The organism is Neobacillus pocheonensis (assembly GCF_050477905.1).
In the GTDB taxonomy this organism is placed as follows: domain Bacteria; phylum Bacillota; class Bacilli; order Bacillales; family Cytobacillaceae; genus Neobacillus; species Neobacillus pocheonensis_A.
This window is the reverse complement of sequence record NZ_JBCNAD010000023.1, coordinates 152,529-174,369: the sequence shown is the minus strand read 5'-3', so window position 1 is coordinate 174,369 and position 21,841 is coordinate 152,529. Positions and strand designations below refer to the sequence as shown.

Genomic DNA, 21,841 nt, shown 5'->3' with positions numbered 1-21,841 from the left:
TACCTATCTGTATGAAGAAGGAATGTTACAAAAAATATTGAGAGGCTAATTTTTATTTGAAATTCTGGAGGAAAGTGAATTGATAGAAAAAGGAATTTTTTTATCTGTTATAACTATTTATATATTGTTCGTTGTCTTAAAGGACTTCAATATTTTACAAAATGAATTTAAACTAAATCCAATAAAAATTGTAGTTAGAATAAGTCTCCTACTCCTTACAGAGACTACTTTTGATTAACCAATTATTTTATTAGTTTAAAAAGGAGAGAATTTTATGAAATCAACAAAATCTGTTGAACCATTATTTACCTCATTTGAAATTGGAGAATTGAAGCTTGAAAATCGATTTGTTATGGCACCAATGACCCGCAAGTTTTCACCGAATGGGATTCCAGGTTCCAATGTAGCTGAATATTATCGACGACGAGCTGAGAACGGAGTTGGTTTAATTATCACTGAAGGTACTCTAATTGAGCATCCTGCAGCTGGAGCAGAACCTGATGTCCCACATTTTTATGGTGAAGAAGCTCTAAACGGATGGGCGCAAGTTGTTAAGGAAGTACATGAGGCTGGAGGGAAAATTGCTCCACAGATTTGGCACACTGGTATGGCGCGCGAAAAGAAAAATTTTCCTGATTCAGATGTCAATCCAATCGGTCCATCAGGTATCAGTTTAACTGGTGAAAAGGTATCTGAACCGTTAAGCGTCGAAGAGATTCAAGAACTCATTCAAGCTTACGCAAATGCTGCCTCTAATGCTAAGAAACTTGGGTTTGATGCAGTGGAAATACATGGCGCTCATGGATACCTTATAGACCAGTTCTTCTGGGACGTAACCAATAAGCGTACAGATGAATATGGTGGTGATCTAGTAAGTCGCACACGTTTTGCTGTAGACGTAATCAAAGCCGTGCGTCAAGCTGTCGGTCCTAACTTCACTATTATTTTCCGATTTTCTCAATGGAAAGCTACCGACTATAATTTCAAACTAGCAAAGACTCCCGATGAATTGAAAATTTTCCTTGAACCGCTGTCTGAGGCTGGTGTAGATATTTTCCATGCTTCAACACGACGATTCTGGAAGCCAGAGTTCGAGGAATCAGACCTTAACCTGGCTGGCTGGGCTCGTAAAATTACTGGTAAACCAGCAATTACAGTCGGATCAGTTGGTTTGGATTCTGAGGCCATGAGCTTATTCACGGAAGGTAAGGGTGGACAACCGGCAGATATCGATAATCTGATCGACCGTCTTGAGCGAGAAGAGTTTGATCTTGTGGCCGTTGGACGAGCACTACTAAGCGATCCGGCTTGGGTAGCAAAAATTCGTGAAGGTAACACCGAAGAACTGCGTTCATTTACGAAGGAAGCTTTAAATATTTTGAAATAAATACAAGGAGTTACTATTCTCTTTGATAAAAAACAGGCAGCTTGCTAAAAATGATAAGCCGCCTTTTTTTGAAAATTTTATATACTCTTATGTGAAAAGAATTCTTATAAATTATTTAAAGCATCTGCTATTGGAGTTTTACCATCGCACATTGTTATGAATTTACCAATATTTTACAGATGAGACTTTTACATATCTTTCTAAATGTATTGAAAAGAATTATAAAAATTATAGTTTATGGGGTATGAGTGAAATTAATAAAGATATTTGGGAACGAATCCTTAACGATCTTGAGGGATTGAATCGATATTTAACAAATAACCCTACTGAGAGTGAATTAAAGAATAGGATAGGGTTTTTGTTTGTGGGAGAAACAGAAAAAATTTTAGAAAAAACTACGAGCAAAATATTTTAAGTTTAACTTTTTTAATAAATGAATTTAAAAAATGGATAACAGACCAACTAAAAAATCAAGAGTATATAACTATTTTAGGGATTTAATTGTAATATCTTTATTGAACTAACGCATGCATTAGTTTAAGTAGAACCCGTTCCACAACTCTTAGAATGTGCAAGATTGTCGTAACTTTACGATTTTAAATGCAATTTAAGAGCTGTTGTTCTTGTCACCACAAACGGAGCCTTGATACATATCCTGGCTCCAGAGTTTATATTTTAGTTTATCAAAGCAGAAAATCAAGTGATAATGCTAGGATAACTAAATCGAAAAAACAAAGGGCTATCCGTATGGTCTTTATAGACTTTTTTAGACAGCCCTTTTTACTTTGAACTATATATTAACCGATAAATGCTTCCTTATTTGCTTTAGCAAAAGTCTCAAAAGAGGTTGCTTTATGTCCGGTTATTTCTTCTACCGTATTGGAGACATTTGCTGTGTGACCTAACTTCATAATCTGATAATGTTCTAACAAGCCTTCAACGATTTCAGTAGGCATGCCTGTTTTTTGCATAGAAGCGCGAGCAGCTTCAACAGGTACGTCTACGTACTTAATTGATTTTCCGGTTACTGAAGAAAGAATTTCCGCAATTTCGGCGCTGGAAAGTGCTTCTGGTCCCGACAAGTAATATGCTTTGTTCTCATGGTCTTCTTCCGTTAAGACCCGATAGGCAACCTGGGCTATATCGCGGGAATCAATGTAAGCCGCTTTTCCGTCGCCATGCGGCGCATAGAAGGCTCCATGTTCACGAATGGTATGCGAGTTAAATTTAACTAAGTTTTGCATAAATGTATTTGGGCGCAAGAATGTATACGCCATGCCGGACTGCTCTATTTCTTTTTCGACTGCATTATGCCACTTTGCCAATGTATCCAATTCAGCCCCGCCGCCCGATAACTTCACAAGATGCTTCACACCGGCTTTTTTAGCTGCACGAACAATCGAAGAAGAAAGTTCCACCATATTCGGAAGAAGAGGTGTTGCAAAATATACTTTTTGGATACCGTTCATGGCATTTACCAGTGAGTCGAAGTCGTTTAGATCGGCTTGAACCAACTCGACTCCCAATGCTTGCAGTTCGCTTGTTTTGCTTGTGGGACGAACAGTAACACGCGTTTTATGTCCGTTCTTCGCCAGAAGTTTCACCAATTCTTTGCCTGTTGTTCCGGTAGCTCCTATCACTAATATAGCTGCGCTCATACTAAAAACTCCTCTCGTTGGTCAATTACATTTTAATTATGATCAAAATTTCAAAATTTAATATTTGTCACTCTTTCCTTATGCTAATGGTAATTCTTTTTATTTGATGTGAGGTTTGCGAAGAAATAAACTTAAAATCGCACCAACCGTGGCAATGCAGGCTATAATTAAGAATGTGTCACCAAAAGCTAAGGCATTGATTTTTAAATTTACGGCGTGTTCGCCAGCGTCCGCCATACGCTCTCTTATTTGTGAAGATAAGTGTCCCGTTAAAGCGGCTACGGCAAATGAATTCACAACCTGTATAGTAGCTGATGTTAAAGGTGTTACTCGGCTTACCAGTTCACGAGGAGCAGACTTTAAAACATGTGCATTTAATGGCATCATTGATATGGCCATGCCACATCCCACCATAAAAAGTATAATCATTAACGCAATTACTCCGGTATTTAGATTTACCCCAGAAAGCAAAAATAAAGCAATTGACATAAGGCTCAAACCGGTAAAGACAAGAGGTCGGGCGCCTATTTTATCGGATAATTTCCCCGCGAATGGCGTAAATATTAGACCTCCCAAGGAAATAGGGAGGGAGATTGCCGCACTCACGAGAGGTGTTCGACCTAATACGCCTTGTTGGAATAAAGGATTCAAGAGAATAGTCCCGATCATGGAGGCTTGTAAAGCCCAAGTTATGATAATACCGCGAGTAAAATCTAATGATTTAAATGCACGCAGCTCCAGCAATGGTTGCTTATGACGTAGCTCTACGAAAATGAAAATGAGAAGTGTGACACCCCCAACAATCAATCCCGTTAATGCGCCAGTGGAACTCCAGCCCCTTCCTCCCTCACTGACACCATAAGTTAGCATGGAAAAGGCGATCGGGGCAAGAATCATTCCTAGAATATCGAGGGCAGGTGTTTTACCACGCTGCTGATTGGGCAGAAGCTTTAGACCAACAATCACGGCAGCTATTCCAATTGGTAAATTGATTAGGAAAATCCAATGCCAAGATGCTACCCCAATTAACCATCCAGATAGCAAAGGACCTGTAGCGGGGGCAATTAGCATAGGTATACCAAGCATCCCCATAACGGCTCCCCTTTTATCGGGGGGGGCCATTTTAAAAGATATTGCCATACCGATGGGAGTTACCATTCCACCACCAAGGCCTTGTATTATACGGAATAAAATCAGCAGTTCAGGAGTTTGGGCGAAGGCGCAAAGGACTGAACCAATAGTAAACAAAGTAATCGTAATGAGGAAAATTCGCTTGGCTCCAAATTTATCTGTCATCCAACCAGCTAAAGGAATAATCGTAGCTAGCGCAAGTGTATAACCGGTTACGGTCCATTGAATTGTTTCCAATGAACTGTTAAAATATTTTTGTAAACTAGGGATAGCAACATTCATAATTGTAGTATCAAGAAGAACCATAAACATACCAATCATAACGGCAAGAAGTGGAGCGATAATAGTTTTGACCGAGAACTCTTGAGATGATGTTAATTTCTCAGCTGCTTGTGTAGACATTTAAACGTTCCTCTCTTCTGTGGCTTGATGCCTAGCAAACATCATATATATTTGACTTGTGGTTTTCCGGAAAAACCAATCGGTCATTACGTGCTTAATTTTATCTAATTTTTTAAGAATGTCAATTCTTTTTTGAAAAGAGGAAGTAGATTGAGTATTGTCAAACAAAACATCATGGATTCCGCTGAACGTTTTTTTTCAGAAAAAGGCTATCTTGCAACATCGATTCAGGATATCGCTGATGATTGCAAAATCGCAAAAGGGTCATTATATAAATTTTTTCCTTCTAAAGAGGATCTATTCGTAGAGGTGCATCACTCAAAGCAGGAAAGCCTTTTCGAAAAAATGGAAGAGATTAGATCGGACACGACACTTACCTTAAGAGAAATTTTCATTCGTGAAACCGAATGTCAATTTTATTTTTTTATTGAGAATAATTTTATAATGAAGAATACTTTTGAAATGCAAGGTAGTGAAGGGAAAATTGCCTCTATTCTGCTTAGTCAACGAGCAAATATTCTCAATATGAATAAAGATGCCTTGATTCGTAGGTTTGGTAAAGAAATAGAACTTAATATATGGGACCTTGTATCGGTTTATAATGGGATCGTTAAAGAGTATCTTTTCTTAATAATATTTGATAACAGGCCGTTAAATATAAGAGATGTTTCTATGTTTATTGTGGATCTCTTAGAGGAAGTCGTTGGCGGAGTCCTGAATAAAAAACCAAAAGCAATTTTACAAAATAACATGATGGATAATTATGTGGAATCAGCTTATAAAGGCAACACTGTTTCTGTAGCTGAACAAAGACGTAAGCTGTTCGAGCTTCTTTTCTCTACCCTAAAAGAATTGGCGATAACGAATTATAACAAAACAGAACTGCATGAAGCGCTCGTTATACTCCAGGAGGAAGTAGAGCGAGAACAGCCTAGATCTGCACTAATCCTTGCCATGCTTCAGTTTTTGAAGAAAGAGCATGAGCTTAAAAGCATCATTGAACAATTGAGAAAACTGTGCTTCAATTTGGATGAGTAATTATTTTTTAAGTTGCTAATGTGAAGAACAGCTAAATATCTGGTTTTGGGATATGTCCAACAGATTAAGTGTCGGAGCAGGCTTTCGTGTAGCCGCCACCCCACCAGTTAAAATTTTCCATCTACGAGGATTCGCCGGTCACCCCGGCGATCAGTACGTGTACGACTGCTGGTCCGATGCGCTCGACAATATTGTGAAAAAATACACTTAAACAAACGGGTGCAAGAGTTAAAGATCAGAGCTACCATATTGGTGGCTTTTTCTTATTCGACGGGGCGGTTAGTTGAAGAAGGGAATTAAAAAGAGGATGCAGTGGAAACTGTATCCTCTAATCTTTTGCTGCACGCAGTATAGTCCGTTGTAGGTTCAGCTACAAAATAATCTGGGATTGAGTGGTTAAAGATTTATCGATCTAAATCTAAACGTCTTTAGTTATATCATACTTTAACAATTGTCGATGCTTATAAAATTTCTCAAAAATAATACCCATTAAATAGAAAAATAACAAACCAAAACAAATGTGAATGAGTGTAAATTTAACTCCAAATGAAGCAAATTCATATACAATAACCGGTAATTTTGCAGTTGTCCAAACTCCTAAAAAAAATACAATATAGCGTATGCTTGCTCCTTTTTTTAATAATAGTGCCGCAATTGGAAAAGCTACGTAAAGGGGACCAGCTGCAATTACTCCTAATAATAGGGAGAACAAAATGCCATAGATGCCGGATTTTTCTCCCATATATCTTATAAGTGTTTCTTTCTCCACCCATTTGTCAAGCAAACCTACGAATATTAAGACAGGAGGGAGTAGAAACAGCATATCTAAAATGCTTTTTCCTGTTAATTGAAATGCGTTCCATCCCACCGATTGGTTTATAAAGGTAAGGATAATGAGCCCAAATAATAAAATGAAAAAGAAACGATACCTTTTTAATTCATTCATCCCATCACCACCCAAATAATATATGAAAATATTAGAGACATTACCACTGCAGATACGTTGCGAGAATAGGCAAAACTTCGCCCAAATATCTTTTGTTCCATAGGTAAAGTTGTGATTCCTACGGACATTAATGTAGACATTAATACAGCTACTTGAGGGAGTCCTGCACCATTTTGGACTAATGTGTGTCCAAGAGGAAATACAACAAAGCTTGGAACTAGTGCAATAGAACCAATTAATGCTGAATAAACAATACCTGTCAATCCAGATTTTTCTCCAATGATTGAAAAAATTAAGGATGGAGTTAATATAGATAGTGATAGCCCAACGAAAAGCATAATTGATAACATGTCAGGTATAATATTACGAAAGCTTTTCCATGACTTTAATAGAGCATCTCTTGTTTTATTTCGATCTTTTATAAAAGAAATACTGAGAAGAATGATAGCCATAGCGTAAAGGATAGCACCATTAATCATGATTAGACTCCTTCTATTCTTTGTATTTATTTAAGAAAAATGATAAGTTCTTCATTTTTTCTTCTATATCTATTTGAAAATCTTCTAATTTTCTTTTTCCAACTGTAGTAATTTTGTACATTTTTATCAGCTTATCTTGATTAGATGTGTCCAAATAAGACTCAACAGCACCTTCTTTCTCTAATGTTTTTAATGTGCGATAAAGAATGGCACTATCAATTGGGTTGATGGGAAGCTCTTCTTCACATTTCTGCAGGAGTTTCCCTCCATAGCTATCTCCCTCTGTTAAAAACAGCAGAAGAAATGCACCTGTATGTCTCCCTGTATGTTTCATGAAATATATAACCTCCTAATTTAAATGTAAAATTTTTTTGGCAATACCTTACTGTTAATAACAGTAATATGTCACTGACAGTATGTCCTTTTTTAAAAATTTTTTGTTCAATTTTTCAGTTCAGCTTTCGTAGGGTTAGTTGGATGGTAGCTTAAGAATGGAATTACAGTTCCATCTCGTGTGATGGCAGAACAAGCGGGGATATTGTTTAAGAGGAATCCATAGTTATCACCTATGACTCCCTTATAATTTAGAATGACAGAAACATATTGATGGTTTAAGAATTTTGTCTTTTACTGATTTAACAAGAAATTAGAATGTGAAGGATTGCACTTAAACTAACGGGTGCTAGAGTTTAAGAAGGACGCTGTTCCGACCCGCATTTTTCTTACTGTTTTACGGGGGACAATTGGGGATACTTTGGGGACAAATTTGAGCTAACTGTTTCCAATAACAAAAATCAATCATAATAAGACTTATTAAAATCCTTGTTACAACAATACTTTCTTAATTAAACTGTTATAATCATAAAGTATATTCATCATTGACAGGGTTGGGGTCACTGGTCCAATAAGCTCATTCTCCCTTTTGGTGACAAATGGAAAAGAGGAGGTTTGTTTAAACCTCCTCAATTACTTATTTAATCCCCTTTAATAAAATAAGAAAAATGATCATACTTTTGGTCACAACTTGGTCACAGATTAGATGTTTATATATATAATTAGATAAAATTAAATGGTATATGACTTTTTAGAAAGTGCATTAAATCAAGACTATACAGCATTAAATATAACTTAATGGAATTAAAAAAGATATCCTCCCTCTAACTTCAAAACTGCTTGAGACCTGCGTGCCAGGTCTGGTGGGTTCGATTCCCACGCAGTCCCGCCAACCCAGTTATATCAAGAATTCGTTGCCGACAGAGGTCCAAACAATAATAAAGGGTAGTATCTAAAAAGTTAATTTACGGTTATCAAAAGTGCAGCTTAATTAACAGCTGCACTTTTTTATGTTTTACATATTAAAATCAAATTGCATTAGAATCACCTATAAAGGATGAGCCTCGACTGTGAGGGAACTTCAGTTCTTCACTTTACATGTAATTTATTATGTCTTTATTCCCTAAATAACCTGTACATTCTCATTATATTTTGAAAGGATTTGTGCATTACTCTTATATAAAACAGATTGTAAGCGTTTTATAATCTGATTAAACAGACAATCATACATGACTAAAAGGGCCGTAATAAAGATTCCTTTTAGTCATCAGTGTAGGCTAGAACCACTTGGAATCTAGATTTAGCTAATAATTGAAATGAGAGGGGAACAATCAAATGAATCGTGAATTTAAATTTGCCATCATCGGCTGTGGAGTAATTAGCCAAACTCATCAAGAGCAAATTGCTGAAATTGAGGGTGCTTCTTTAGTAGCGGTTTCAGATATCAATGAAGAAAAAGCCAGAAGAATGGCAGAAAAGACTGGAGCAGACTGGTACCTGGATTATCGCGAAATGTTGAAACAAGAGGATATCGATATTGTCAATATCTTAACACCTAGTGGCGTGCATGCCGAAATGGCTATTGAAGCGGCAAGGGCTGGAAAGCATGTGATTGTTGAAAAACCGATGGATATCAATTTGGAAAAGGCAAAAGTAATGATACAAGAATGCCGACAAGCGGGTGTTAAGCTCGCTGTTATCTCTCAGCATCGTTTTGATCCCTCAACTGTAAGGGTGAAAGCTGATGTGGAGGCTGGAAAGTTTGGGGATATGGTATTAGGCCAGGCAGCTGTGAATTGGTACAGAACGCAAGGTTATTATGACAGCGGAGATTGGCGCGGTACTTGGGCTTTAGATGGCGGCGGTGCTCTTATGAATCAGTCTATCCATACTATTGATTTGCTTCAATACTTCATGGGTCCTGTGGAAAGCATCCAAGCCTATACTGCAACATTGGCCCATGAACGGATTGAGGTAGAGGATGTGGCTGTTGCATCCATTCGATTCAAAAATGGCGCGTTGGGTACAATTGTAGGCACAACTAGCTCTTATCCGGGTTTATCTGCACGACTCGAGGTTTTTGGTACGCATGGAACAGCAGTAATTGATAATGATCAGTTAACACATCATTATTTACGTGCTGCTGATGAGCAGGGAGCGATGTACGGAGGCGGAGATTCTGTCAATTTAGCTAGACAGGAGTCAGCAATTGATGGAATTGGGGCTGCTGATCCTGCAGCTATTAGCGGCTATGCACATCGGATGCAGATACTTGATATGATGGATGCAATTCGTGAAGACAGAGAACCATTGGTTAATGGTGAGGAAGGTGTAAAGCCCTTAGAAATTATTCTTGCAGTCTACAATTCTGCACAAAATAGAGAGACGATCACTATAGGATAGAGGGTGAAGATACCTATGAAATCTTCTCCATTGCATTTTGGTGTAATAGGAACAAGCGGAATAACTAGTACCCATTTGGAAGAACTGAGGAAACTAATGGTACTGGGAGAAGCAAAAATTGTAGCGGTCACCGATCTAGATGAAGAAAAAGGAAAGCTTGCTGCTGCAGTGTATCAATGCGATTATTATCCAAATTATCGGGAGCTATTAAAGCGAAAGGATATTGATGTAATCAATATTTGCGTACCCAGCGGTTTGCATAGTGATGTAACCATTGAAGCTGCACGTTCGGGAAAGCATGTGATTGTGGAAAAGCCGATGGATATTTCTTTGGCAAAAGCAGAGAGCATGATTCAGGAATGCAATAATGCGAGAGTGACCCTTTCAGTCATTATGCAGAATCGGTTCGCACCGGCTGTACAACAAGTGAAAAGCGCCTTGGAACAAGGGCGGTTGGGGCAGCCATTGCTGATTAATGCCTCCGTAAATTGGTACCGTTCTCAAGCGTATTATGATATCTCCCCTTGGCGCGGCACTTGGGCTATGGATGGGGGAGGGGCGGTCATAAATCAGGGACGAGGTTGAAGATGTTGCTTCATGTGCCATGAAGTTTGAAAATGGAGCGCTTGGTGTTTTTAGCAGTACTACCTGTGCGTATCCGGGTTTTCATGTTCGGATTGAGATTTTTGGAAGTGATGGCAGTGTGGTGCTGGAGGACAACGATGTTATTCAATGGAAGGCTAAATGTAAGATGAATGTTGTACAAGAGTCTCTTCAATCCTATCCATATTTATCCTTGCATGGAATTCAATTTTTAGATGTGATTCAATCCATCAGAGAAGGACGAGACCCTAAAGTTTCAGGTGAAGAAGGGATACGGCCATTACGGCTTATTGATGAGCTATATCAGATGAACCGCCATGTAAATAATTTAGAAATCCATAGAGAAGGAAAGTGATTCATATGCAAAAGAACAATGGAATGAATTATGCACCAAAAGGAAAACCAAGTCCAGTAGTAGAGGAAGGAGAGTTTATATTTGCTGCTATCAGTCTTGATCATGGGCATATTTATGGAATGTGCAATGGTCTGATTGAGGCCGGAGCTACGCTAAAATGGGTTTATGATCCTGATCAGGAAAAAGTAGATGCATTTTTAAAAACATATCCTCAAGTAAAGGCTGCTCAATCGGAAGAGGAAATCTTACAGGATCCTTCAGTGAGTCTTGTAGCAGGTGCTGCTATCCCTTATAAGCGTTGTGAGTTGGGTCTGAAAGTACTAGATTATGGGAAACATTATTTTACTGATAAGGCACCATTTACTTCACTAGAGCAACTGAAGGCAGCTAGACAAAAAACAGCGAAGACAGGCTTGAAGTGGGCGGTATATTATAGCGAAAGACTGCATGTGGAAAGTGCGGTGTATGCCGGGCAATTACTTGAACAAGGGGCTATTGGCCGTGTTGTTCAAGTAATAGGAACAGGTCCGCATCGTCTTAATGCGAAGAGCAGACCAGACTGGTTTTTTAAAAAGGAATATTACGCTGGTATTTTATGTGATATCGGAAGTCATCAAATTGAGCAATTTTTGTATTTTACTGGTGCTAAGGATGCAAAGGTCGTACACAGCAAAGTGGGCACCTACAAGCATAAAGAGTATCCTGAATTAGAGGATTTTGGTGACGCAAATCTGATTGCGGACAATGGAGCTGCCGGTTATTTTCGGGTAGATTGGCTGACTCCAGATGGGCTGCGTACATGGGGAGACGGCAGAACGCTCATTTTAGGTACAGATGGGTATATAGAGCTTAGAAAATATATAGATGTCGCAAGGGATACATCAGGAGATCATCTATTTTTAGTCAATCATGAGGGGGAAAAGTATTTCTCACTGCACGGACAGGTTGGTTTTCCTTACTTCGGTCAACTGATTTTAGACTGTCTGCATGGAACAGAAAAGGCAATGACACAAGAGCACACGTTTAAAGCGGCTGAATTATGTCTCATTGCCCAAAAAGAGGCGATTCGTGTAGAGGATGGACAACTAGTAGATCAATCTTTATAAAATTTTCGAGGCGATACTATAGTTGATGTAAGCCTGGTAGAAAAACATGTTCAGCCACCCAAAATTTATAAAAAGCACACTTCTTATAATTGGGGGTGGCGGTCTCTTTTATACTAATAATCTATTTGGAGGTGGTAGGTAGTATGAATCAGTTAGATGAAAGTGTAGTTGAAACATCTTTAAATACAGGAGTACGCTCTCAAGCACAAAAGAAAACGATGAGGAAAAGATGGGAGTCTCCAATAGCTGGTTATCTTTTTATTTCTCCGTGGTTAGTAGGGTTTTTGATTTTGACACTCTGGCCGATGATTCAATCTGTGTACTATTCTTTTACAGATTATTCCCTGTTAGAAGCCCCGCATTGGGTAGGAGCTGCTAACTATGAAAAAATTTTTAATGAAGACAATCTATTTTTTAAATCATTAGGTGTAACGTTATGGTTTGTTGCTTTCTCGGTTCCGTTGAAATTAGCAGTTGCCTTGCTTGTGGCTATGTTTCTCAATCAAAAGATAAAAGGGCTGTCCATATACCGGACAATGATATATTTTCCTTCATTAATAGGGTCCAGCATAGCGGTTGCGATTTTATGGAGCAATATCTTTGGAGGAAACGGATTAATTAACCATATTCTTAGCTTTATAGGTATAACAGGTCCCAATTGGATTGGCAGTCCAAAGACAGCATTAGGAACGTTGGTTCTTTTGGTTATTTGGCAATTTGGTTCTTCCATGGTTATTTTTTTAGCTGGACTCAAACAAATCTCAGCAGAATTATACGAAGCTGCATCAGTAGATGGCGCCTCTAAAGTTAGACAGTTTTTCTCAATTACACTACCAATGCTCTCTCCAGTAATTCTTTTTAATCTCGTTTTACAAGTTATCGGTTCCTTCCAGATGTTTACGCAAGCCTTCGTCATTACGAAAGGAGGACCGATTAATTCTACCTACATGTTTGCTCTATATCTCTACGAAAAGGCATTTGGGAGAATGGAAATGGGATATGCTTCAGCATTGGCATGGATTCTGTTGATCATTATCGGGATTGTAACCGCTATTATTTTTGCTTCATCTAGGTATTGGGTATTCTATGCAGAAGGGGGACGAAAAGGATGAAAGGTTATCTAAAAACAAGTCAGATATGGAAACATCTGTTATTAGCCGTTTTTAGCTTTATTATGATGTATCCTATTTTTTGGTGGATAGGAGCTGCATTCAAATCAAATAGTGAGTTAAACTCTGCTAATCTATTTCCAGCACATCCGACATGGAGTAACTTTACGGATGGTTGGAATGCGATATCTGGATTTTCCTTTACCCATTTTTATGCGAATACCTTTGAGCTGATTTTAAGTGTTTTGTTTACAACCATTATTTCTTGTAGTTTAGTCGCCTTTGGATTTGCCAGGTTAGATTTTCCGTTACGCAACTTCTGGTTTTCGATTGTTTTGGTTACGTTAATGTTGCCGAGTCAGGTTACCTTAATACCGCAATACGCGATGTTTAATGCATTTGGATGGGTGGATACATACTTGCCTTTTATCGTTCCTCACTCTTTAGCGGGAGGAATTGGAGGTTCGTTCTTTATCTTCCTTCTTGTTCAGTTTATTAGAGGCATTCCGCAAGAATTAGATGAAGCTGCAAAAATCGATGGATGTTCGTGGTTTGGAATTTATTATCGTATCATACTTCCTTTATTGAAACCACCGCTTGTAACGGTAGCGATTTATTGTTTTTTATGGAATTGGGACGACTTTTTCGGACATCTTCTCTATATCAATTCAATTGACAAATATACGGTTGGATTAGCTTTAAAAATGTTTGTTGATGCGAACTCTTCTACTCCATGGGGACAAGTGTTTGCGATGTCGCTTGTTTCCGTTATCCCTGCAGCCATCATCTTCTTTATCGCACAACGCCATATTGTAGAAGGTGTTGCAACGAGTGGCGTGAAAGGGTAGAATTTTCAGTAAATAGAAGGCTGCGACTTCGCAGCTTTCTTTTGTTTCTAGGGAAAGGTGAAGAGGATGATGCAACACCCTTTTAAAAATTATCGTATAGGCTTCTTGTTTTTTGGAAGTTTTGCCGGTTTAATTATCATTTTGTTTAGTATCGTTATTTGGATTAGCTACCATTACTCTGTAAAGGAGATGGTAAATAAAACATCCTTTTATCAGGAAAGCATCTTAAATGGATTAAATAAACAAATGACCATCCAATCAAAGGATATACAAGAGATTTCATTAGCTGCTTCCCGAAATAATGGTATTCAAAAATATACTACAGGGATAGATGATGACTATACTCGCTTCCGCACGGCGACGGATATGACATCAGATTTATCCAATCTGGCCTATAGTATCCCAATTATCTATTCTGTTCAGATGTACCTGGATAATCCTCCTCCCTCCGAAATGCAAGGGACGGTAACCTACGGTAATCTTCAAAACTTGCCAAAGGAGAAATGGTATATGTCTGTAAGAGATTCCGATTCTTCATGGGTTGGAGAGCATACGATTCAAACCTTTAGAGGGGATATTTCTGTGGTCAGCTTTGCGAGAAAAATTTATGATTCGAATGGTCAATTCAAAGCCCTGCTAGTATTTAATATAAAGGCTTCAGATTTAAAAATAATTATTCAAGGTGAGGATCCAACTACAAATCGGATCCTCCTGGACTCAGGAGGAAGACCCATCATTTCGACTGGTGATCTATCAGTAAGGGATTATTCACAGCTGATAGAAAAAATTGGTCTGCTATCTGGTGGAGTGAATAAGCATTGGTCAATGAAGTATGCAGATTCCTTCATCGTATGGTCGAAACCATTTAATTCAGATTGGCATATACTGCAGGTTACACCATGGAATGACCTTACTAAGGAAAGCCGAAAGATGGCAACGATCCTTCTGTCTATTGGGATGATTGCAATTATAATCGCTCTCTTAATTACTCTCTATCTATCAAAACAGTTTACAAAACCTATTCTTGTTTTGACGAAGGGAATGAATGATTACCCTGCAACGTTTCGGGAGGATCAGCTGCCATCCGACTACCATAATGAATTTGGATTATTGTTTCAAGGATACCGTCGACTGATGAATCGGATTGAGGAGCTGTATCGTTCTTTAGAGCAACAGCACCGCCGCCAACGGGAAGCAGAAATTCTAGCCCTGCAGGCGATGATTAACCCCCATTTTCTCTACAATACCTTAGATCAAGTGAATTGGATGGCTATTGAGGCTGGTCAAGAACAAATAAGCCGTGTACTTGAACTCATGGGAAAAATGTTTCGGATTGGGTTATCCAATGGTGAAAGTATGATTCGAATTGAGGAGGAAATCGTTCACTTAGAGTGTTATATGGAAATCCAACAAATCCGTTGGGGGGAAGGATTAACTTTTACAATCGAGATACCTAATCATGTAAAAGAATACTATATTCCTAAATTAACCCTCCAACCCTTTGTTGAGAATGCTCTTATGCATGGATTTCATGGAAGAAGTGCCGGTTCGATTAATATTGTAGCTTATGAGATCGAGGACGAGCTGCTCTTTACCATTTCGGATAATGGCGTAGGTATTCGAGCTGATGCAGAGATGAATAAGAAAAGAAAAACAGGCGGTTATGGAATGCGCAATGTAAGGGAGCGGATGGAGTCATATTTTGGGTATCCGTATGGTATAGAGGTTGATAGTGAAGAAGGAAAGGGAACTACTATATCTATTCGAATTCCAAAGCTAAGAGAAAAAACTATCAAGGAGGGAGAATAGCGATGTACAAAATTGTAATCATTGATGACGACCGCCAAGTTCTTCAGGGGATGAAACGAGTTATACCTTGGGAGGAGCTTGAGGCGGAATGGGCCGGGGAAGCGATGGATGGAGAACAAGGGCTGGAATTGATTCGAGAGACACAGCCGGATATTGTCCTGACTGATATTTATATGCCTGTCATGAATGGATTAGACATGATTGAGAAGTTGAGGCATGAGCAGTTTGAGGGGAAGATTATTATTTTGAGTGGATACTCTGATTTTGAATATGCAAGACATGCTCTTCGTCTGAATGTACAAGACTATCTCTCCAAGCCGGTCACTGTCCAGACAATTAAAGAAGTTTTGCAATCTGTGATTTCAACAGTAGAACAGGAAAATATGAAAAGATTCGAGCTTGGGGAGCTGGAAAAAAAACTTATGCTATATGAGCCATTTGTGGTAAAAGAATGGATGAAGTCAGTAGCAACTGGTGTGGGTGATTTATCTTTTGAGAATATGCCGCAAATTACAAATTATAAGTTTAAATGGGAAAACAATAAACATGTCGTGATTGGTCTGCAAATGATTGAAAAGGCAGCTGAGCGTGATGTGAAACTGAATGATTCCAATGGAAGAAGGTTTTCTATCCAACGGATGATTCATGAGTTGATTAAGGAGGAAAGTCTGGAATGTGAAGTCATCGAACTTCACAGCCATCAAATGATTTTATGGATTCATGTAGACCCTAGTGCAATTCATGAGGAGACTACCTCACGTTTTCGGATGTTTGGAAAGAAGATAATTCAACAAATGGAAGCCGAGTTTAACCTAACCGTTTACGTTGGCATTGGAACCGTAAAGAACCATTGGCAGGAAATAGCGGATTCCACAGAGGAAGCCTTCTATAGCTTATCAACCCAAGGTTCTGTTGAGCTTTCGGGCTTCAACCTGTTTGAATTTAAAAATAGAGGTGAAGATATAGACCGGTTGAAGAACCAAAATCAGTTAATTCGCCCGATTCAATTTTATCAGCAACTTGTAGAAGCGATTCGTCATTCACAAAAGAAGGTCGCTTATGAAAAGATTCAGGAGTATATGGACCGAATGCAGCTCCATGGTGGTATTTCGCCTTCATTGCTGCATCGTTTAGGGACAGAAATCTGGGGGATTTTATCGTACTCGCTATATGATGTGGGTATTTTTCTAGATGAAATATTTCCGGAAATCGATCTCAAAAAAGAAATGACAGTGATACAAACACAAGATGATTTTAAAAAATGGCTGATGAATAAAATCGAAGAGATTTGCGGAAATCGGCAATGGAATGAAAATTTAAAGCATAAGCAAGCCGTTGATTTTATGATTCAATATATTCATGAGCACTTTAGTGAGAATATCACCTTGAACGATTTAGCTAATCAAGTTTATATTTCAAGAAATTACCTTAGCCAGATATTTAAAAAAGCAACAGGAATCTCTTTTAATCAGTATCTTACGCAAGTTCGGATGGAGAAAGCCAAGGCCATGATACTAGAAGGACAATACTTGATTTATGAAATAGCAGAAAAAGTAGGATTCAAAAATGTTCCCTATTTTAGCACCCTATTTAAAAAGCATACCGGTCTAAATCCAACTGACCTGGTAAAGTAAAATAAGAGTTCAATTTTATTAATTATTAAAAGGAATTGTACATACTTCTTATATCTCCCTCGATAAAAGCGTTTTATAATCTGGGCGGATTCATTTATTTTTACTAGGAGGAGTGAGTAGATGAAAACAAAAAGCTCTTGGAAAAAGTGGCGGATTACTTTTGCAGCGCTATCTATGACATTGCTCACGGCTTGCGGATCCAGTTCATCAACAAAAGAACTAGATAATGCAGGTTCTCAGTCTGATGCTGTAAAATTGAGAGTTGTTTGGTGGGGAGCGCAAACACGGCATGATGCTACAAAAAGGGTGTTAGATCTTTATACGCAAAAACATCCCAATGTCAATTTTGTATCTGAGTTTTCGGGATGGGATGGTTATTGGGATAAACTGGCTACCCAGGCAGCGGGTAAGAATACACCGGATATTATCCAAATGGATACGCAATATTTACAAGAATATGCGGGGCGCAATCAATTAGCCGATCTATCATCCGGGATTGAAGTGGGTGACTTAGATAAAAACTTACTTGATACAGGAAAATATAACGATAAGTTGTATGCGATTCCAGCAGGTAATAATGCAACTGGAATTATCTTTAATAAACAAGCTTTAGAAAAGCTAGGACTTCCGCTTCCTAAGTCGGATTGGACATGGGATGAATTGTTTAAAATGGCAAGAGAAATTCAGCCAAAGCTTCCTAAAGGGAAATATGCTCTTGCAGATTTGACTTCTTCTCGCGTTTTCTATGAGACGTATCAGTTAGGTCAAGGAAAGGGTAATCTAACTTCATTGGATGGTAAGGTCAATATTGACAAGGAGACTTGGTTAGCATGGAGTAAAATCTTTTCTGACTTAAGAAAAGAGGGGGTTGTTCCTCCTGCTGAAATAAGCGTCTCGGAAAAGCAGTTTGATCCAAAACAAGATTTCCTATTAAATGGAACCGTAATAATGAAAACAGCATTGGCGGCAGAGTACCCTGCCTATGAAAGTGTCACTCCAGGAGCCTATGAACTTACGAAATTACCAAGTGGAAAGCAAGCTAGTGGATATCTGAAGCCTTCCATGTTGTGGTCTGTTAGTTCTCAATCCAAAAATATAGAAGAAGCAAAAAAGGTTATTGATTTTTTTATTAACGATAAAGAAGCTGGGGAAATCTTAGGTACCACGAGAGGAATCCCTGTTTCTAAACCGGTACTCGACGAGTTAACACCAAAATTCTCTCAAGCGGATCTAGAGCAAGTAAATTTGATTAAATTAACAGTACTAGATGCAAACCCATTCAACGGTGGACCGAAGGGATTCGGAAACTTCGATAAAGAATTTATTAAAGTTGGACAAGAAGACATGTTTGGAAAAATACCAGCAAATCAAGCTTATCAAGAATTATTAAACAAATGGGAAGAAACGATAAAAAATTAAAAGGCATGAGTCCGGTATTGAACTGGATTCATGCCATTTAATTTTGCTTTGATCAGCCTGTGGAAAACACTCAATTTATGAAATAGCAGAAAAAGTAGAATTCAAAAATGTTCCCTATTTTAGCACTCTATTTAAAAAGCATACAGGTCCAAATCCAATAGATTTATTAAAATGTAATCGTATTCAATTTTGGTGATTATTGAAAGGAATTGTGCATCCTTCTTATATATCCCTTGATGAAAGCGTTTTATAATTTAGGTAGATTCATTAAATTCTACAAGGGGGAATTAGTTAATGAAAACCAGGAAATATTGGAAAAAAATAGGGATAACTCTTGCGGCGCTATCTATGACATTGCTCACGGCTTGCAGCTCCGGCTCATCAATAAAAGAGTCGTCTGCCGAAGGTACCCAGTCTGATGCTGTGAAATTGAGAATAGTTTGGTGGGGAGCGCAAAATCGACATGATGCGACGAAAAAGGTGTTAGATCTTTATACGAAAAAACATCCCAATGTCACTTTTGTATCTGAATTTTCGGGATGGGATGGTTATTGGGATAAACTAGCCACCCAGGCTGCGGGTAAGAATGCACCGGATATTATCCAAATGGATGCGCAATATTTACAGGAATATGCGGGACGCAATCAATTAGCCGATTTATCTTCTGGGATTAAAGTAAGTGACATGGACAAAAACTTACTAGATACAGGAAAATATAAGGATAAATTGTATGCGGTTCCATTAGGGAATAACGCGACTGGGATTATTTACAATAAGCAGGCTTTAGAAAAGTTGGGACTTCCGCTTCCTAAGTCGGACTGGACCTGGGATGAATTGTTTAAAATGGCAAGAGAAATTCAACCAAAGCTTCCTAAAGGGAAATATGCCCTTAAGGATTTGACGTATGATCGAGGCGTGTATGAGGAGTATCAGTTCGGACAAGGAAAGGGTTCTCTGTCTACACCTGAAGGCAAAGCCAATATTGACAAAGAGACATGGTTATCATGGTGCAAGATCTTTTCTGATTTAAGAAAAGAAGGGGTTGTCCCTCCTCCTGAAGTCAGCGTGTCGGAAAAATTGTTTGATCCAAAGCAAGATTTACTACTAAGTGGAACAGTTTTAATGAAAAGAGCATTTGCCGCAGAGTACCCTGCCTTTGACAGTGTCTCTCCAGGAGCCTATGAACTTGCGAAATCACCTAGAGGAAAGCAAGCAAGTGGATATCTGAAGCCATCCATGTTTTGGTCTGTTAGTTCTCAATCCAAAAACGTAGAAGAAGCAAAAAAGTTTATTGATTTCTTTATTAACGATAAAGAAGCTGGGGAAATTTTAGGAACCACCCGAGGAATCCCTGTTTCTAAACAGGTACTTGATAATTTAACACCAAAATTCTCTCAACAGGATACAAAGCAAGTAGATTTGATTAAAGAAACGGCACCAGATGCAAACCCATTCAACGGTGGACCTCAAGGTTTTGGAAACTTCACTAAAGAATTTGAAAGGGTAGGACAGGAATACATTTTCGGACGGATAAAAGCAAATCAAGCATATCAAGAACTATTGAACAAATGGAAAGAAACAATAAAAAATTAAAAGGAGAAAAAGATCGCGATGATAAACGCGGTCTCTTTTTTCTTTTTATTGATACAACACACTTTATTTTTCAGTGAATTTTGAAAGAATTTATACATCCTTCGTATATGTCTTCGTTTGTAAGCGTTTTATAATTAGGGTAAATCTTTCATATGAAGGTGTTGCAAGATGAAACGAGTCTTACGGATGGGAACTTTGTTTGTCTTTTTGCTGATTGTTTTGGTTGGTTGTAATGAAAAGAGAGAAAAACCATTAACAATCTTATTTTTTTCTAGCGTTCTTCCAACAGAGGAAGCCAGATTAAAGGAAGATATCAGTAATGTATTTGAAGATAGCAGTCCAGTTGATTTACAGCTTTATCCCTTTACTATGGAGAAATTGATCGGAGAACTTTCTTCCAGGAACGGTGATATTTATGTAGCTAATGAGGAGACTATCACCCGAATGTTACACAAAAAGGGGTTAACACCTTTGGAGACGGTGTACCAAGGAAAGAAGCTTCCTAATGGAGCAAAATCGTATCAGGTAACCAATCAGGAATCCGGAGAGGTTCACTTGTATGCTGTTCCGATAAGAAAAGATTTCTACTCAAAACATAAGGTACCTCCCAATTTCAAATTGCTGGCGATTCTTCCCGAGTACAGCAAAAATAAAAAGAATGCCATTCGAGTATTGAAGTATTTAGCTGACAAAAACTAGAAGTAATTATAATGGAGGGAATTATATGGAACTTTCTGGATTTTATGGATTGATATACAAAGCATGTGTTTGGATCATGAGATTGGCGTATCTAAATGTTTTATGGATTGCGTTTACACTTCTAGGCCTCTTGATATTTGGGCTTGGCCCAGCTACCTCCGCCATGTTTTCCATTTCTCGTAAATGGATAATTGGTGAAGATAATATCCCTGTATTTCGTACCTTTCTGACTCAATTTCGTTCCGATTTCAGGAAGATATTTTATTTATCTGCGATTCTCTTTTCCGTTGGTGCACTGTTACTTGCAAACTTAATGTTTTTTACAAAGGGTGATGTACCGCTCTTGCAAATCGCCAAGATTCTCACCGTTAATTTAGCAATAGTATATGGCGTGATGTTAATTTATATATTCCCGGTATTTTGCCATTTTGATTTAAAGCTGCTCCAATATTTGAAGCAATCCTTTTATATAGGCTTTTTGCATCCTGTTTTCACTCTTTTCCTAGTGTTGGGGATGGTTGGGATTGGATTTGTTTTTCTGAAAGTTCCGGGTTTAATGTTGTTTTTCAGTGGTAGCAGTTTTTCATTGTTTTTAACTTGGGGAGCCCACAAGGCTTTCAGCAAACTAGAGAGCAAGAAATTTCGTTTACGTGTGGCAGCACCATCTAATCGTATTGTTTCATGATTTTAAAAGGAATTACATTCACGAGGTATGGTGAGGAGGGGACTTATTAATGCCTTCTGTTTGTAAAAACAAAAAACTATCACGCTCTGTGTTAACTGGTGTTTTTGGGGGAATTGGTGAGTTTAGTAGGGAAAATCGTAATATTAAAACATAGGAAAGCGTTTAACTATACATTTTGACAGCTTTAACAATACTAGATTACTA

17 protein-coding genes and 1 pseudogene are annotated in these 21,841 nt (G+C 38.2%); 13 read left to right on the top strand and 5 right to left on the bottom strand.

The genetic code is table 11. The features are described from left to right. Nucleotides 1-274: 274 nt before the first annotated feature. Nucleotides 275-1,387: an NADH:flavin oxidoreductase gene (locus tag ABES02_RS13990; protein ID WP_098935215.1), complete on the top strand. Its 1,113-nt coding sequence runs from the start codon at nt 275-277 to the stop codon at nt 1,385-1,387. Nucleotides 1,388-2,184: 797 nt separating this feature from the next. Here ABES02_RS13990 and ABES02_RS13985 read toward each other — a convergent pair. After that, the gene (locus ABES02_RS13985; RefSeq protein ID WP_098935216.1) at nt 2,185-3,045 is read right to left on the bottom strand and encodes an SDR family oxidoreductase; all 861 of its coding nucleotides are present in this window, start codon (nt 3,043-3,045) and stop codon (nt 2,185-2,187) included. Between the two features lie 99 nt (nt 3,046-3,144). Next, on the bottom strand, nt 3,145-4,578 hold the full coding sequence (locus tag ABES02_RS13980) for a DHA2 family efflux MFS transporter permease subunit (RefSeq protein ID WP_430135710.1): 1,434 nt from the start codon (nt 4,576-4,578) through the stop codon (nt 3,145-3,147). A 150-nt stretch (nt 4,579-4,728) separates the two neighbouring features. Between ABES02_RS13980 and ABES02_RS13975 the strand changes: the two genes are divergently transcribed. Next, nucleotides 4,729-5,616 carry a TetR/AcrR family transcriptional regulator gene (locus tag ABES02_RS13975; RefSeq protein WP_218351407.1) on the top strand — a complete coding sequence of 296 codons (888 nt, stop codon included), beginning with the start codon at nt 4,729-4,731 and terminating at the stop codon, nt 5,614-5,616. 418 nt (nt 5,617-6,034) lie between these two features. Here ABES02_RS13975 and ABES02_RS13970 read toward each other — a convergent pair whose 3' ends face one another. Genes ABES02_RS13970 through ABES02_RS13960 form a run of 3 tightly spaced genes read right to left on the bottom strand, consistent with a single transcriptional unit; the run spans nt 6,035 to nt 7,375 of the window. Beyond that, nucleotides 6,035-6,562, bottom strand: a complete 528-nt coding sequence (locus ABES02_RS13970) for a permease (protein WP_218351406.1) — start codon at nt 6,560-6,562, stop codon at nt 6,035-6,037. After that, nucleotides 6,559-7,041: a hypothetical protein gene (locus ABES02_RS13965; RefSeq protein ID WP_430135706.1), complete on the bottom strand. Its 483-nt coding sequence runs from the start codon at nt 7,039-7,041 to the stop codon at nt 6,559-6,561. The genes ABES02_RS13970 and ABES02_RS13965 overlap by 4 nt, the downstream gene beginning before the upstream one ends. A gap of 13 nt (nt 7,042-7,054) precedes the next feature. Beyond that, nucleotides 7,055-7,375, bottom strand: coding sequence for a PadR family transcriptional regulator (locus ABES02_RS13960; RefSeq protein WP_430135703.1), 321 nt, complete (start codon nt 7,373-7,375; stop codon nt 7,055-7,057). Between the two features lie 1,334 nt (nt 7,376-8,709). Here ABES02_RS13960 and ABES02_RS13955 point away from each other — a divergent pair. The 11 genes and pseudogenes from ABES02_RS13955 to ABES02_RS13905 all read left to right on the top strand — a co-directional run bounded on the left by ABES02_RS13955 (nt 8,710) and on the right by ABES02_RS13905 (nt 21,637). Next, nucleotides 8,710-9,777 (top strand): Gfo/Idh/MocA family protein, encoded by a 1,068-nt coding sequence (locus ABES02_RS13955; protein WP_430135701.1) that lies wholly within the window; start codon nt 8,710-8,712, stop codon nt 9,775-9,777. 15 nt (nt 9,778-9,792) lie between these two features. Further along, a pseudogene (locus ABES02_RS13950) lies at nt 9,793-10,629 on the top strand (Gfo/Idh/MocA family protein); the annotation flags it as partial. Between the two features lie 111 nt (nt 10,630-10,740). Then, the gene (locus ABES02_RS13945) at nt 10,741-11,841 is read left to right on the top strand and encodes a Gfo/Idh/MocA family protein (RefSeq protein WP_430135698.1); all 1,101 of its coding nucleotides are present in this window, start codon (nt 10,741-10,743) and stop codon (nt 11,839-11,841) included. A 218-nt stretch (nt 11,842-12,059) separates the two neighbouring features. Further along, nucleotides 12,060-12,953 carry a carbohydrate ABC transporter permease gene (locus ABES02_RS13940; RefSeq protein ID WP_430135730.1) on the top strand — a complete coding sequence of 298 codons (894 nt, stop codon included), beginning with the start codon at nt 12,060-12,062 and terminating at the stop codon, nt 12,951-12,953. Continuing rightward, nucleotides 12,950-13,798 (top strand): carbohydrate ABC transporter permease, encoded by an 849-nt coding sequence (locus tag ABES02_RS13935; RefSeq protein WP_430135695.1) that lies wholly within the window; start codon nt 12,950-12,952, stop codon nt 13,796-13,798. The genes ABES02_RS13940 and ABES02_RS13935 overlap by 4 nt, the downstream gene beginning before the upstream one ends. A gap of 69 nt (nt 13,799-13,867) precedes the next feature. Continuing rightward, a complete protein-coding gene (locus ABES02_RS13930) occupies nt 13,868-15,607 on the top strand; it encodes a sensor histidine kinase (RefSeq protein ID WP_430135692.1) in 1,740 nt (579 codons plus the stop codon). A 2-nt stretch (nt 15,608-15,609) separates the two neighbouring features. Continuing rightward, on the top strand, nt 15,610-17,241 hold the full coding sequence (locus ABES02_RS13925; protein ID WP_430135689.1) for a response regulator transcription factor: 1,632 nt from the start codon (nt 15,610-15,612) through the stop codon (nt 17,239-17,241). Nucleotides 17,242-17,361: 120 nt separating this feature from the next. After that, the gene (locus ABES02_RS13920; protein WP_430135686.1) at nt 17,362-18,660 is read left to right on the top strand and encodes an ABC transporter substrate-binding protein; all 1,299 of its coding nucleotides are present in this window, start codon (nt 17,362-17,364) and stop codon (nt 18,658-18,660) included. Between the two features lie 294 nt (nt 18,661-18,954). Beyond that, on the top strand, nt 18,955-20,253 hold the full coding sequence (locus tag ABES02_RS13915; protein ID WP_430135683.1) for an ABC transporter substrate-binding protein: 1,299 nt from the start codon (nt 18,955-18,957) through the stop codon (nt 20,251-20,253). 168 nt (nt 20,254-20,421) lie between these two features. Continuing rightward, nucleotides 20,422-20,952 carry a hypothetical protein gene (locus ABES02_RS13910; protein ID WP_430135680.1) on the top strand — a complete coding sequence of 177 codons (531 nt, stop codon included), beginning with the start codon at nt 20,422-20,424 and terminating at the stop codon, nt 20,950-20,952. Nucleotides 20,953-20,977: 25 nt separating this feature from the next. Beyond that, nucleotides 20,978-21,637 (top strand): YesL family protein, encoded by a 660-nt coding sequence (locus ABES02_RS13905; protein ID WP_430135678.1) that lies wholly within the window; start codon nt 20,978-20,980, stop codon nt 21,635-21,637. Nucleotides 21,638-21,841: the final 204 nt, after the last annotated feature.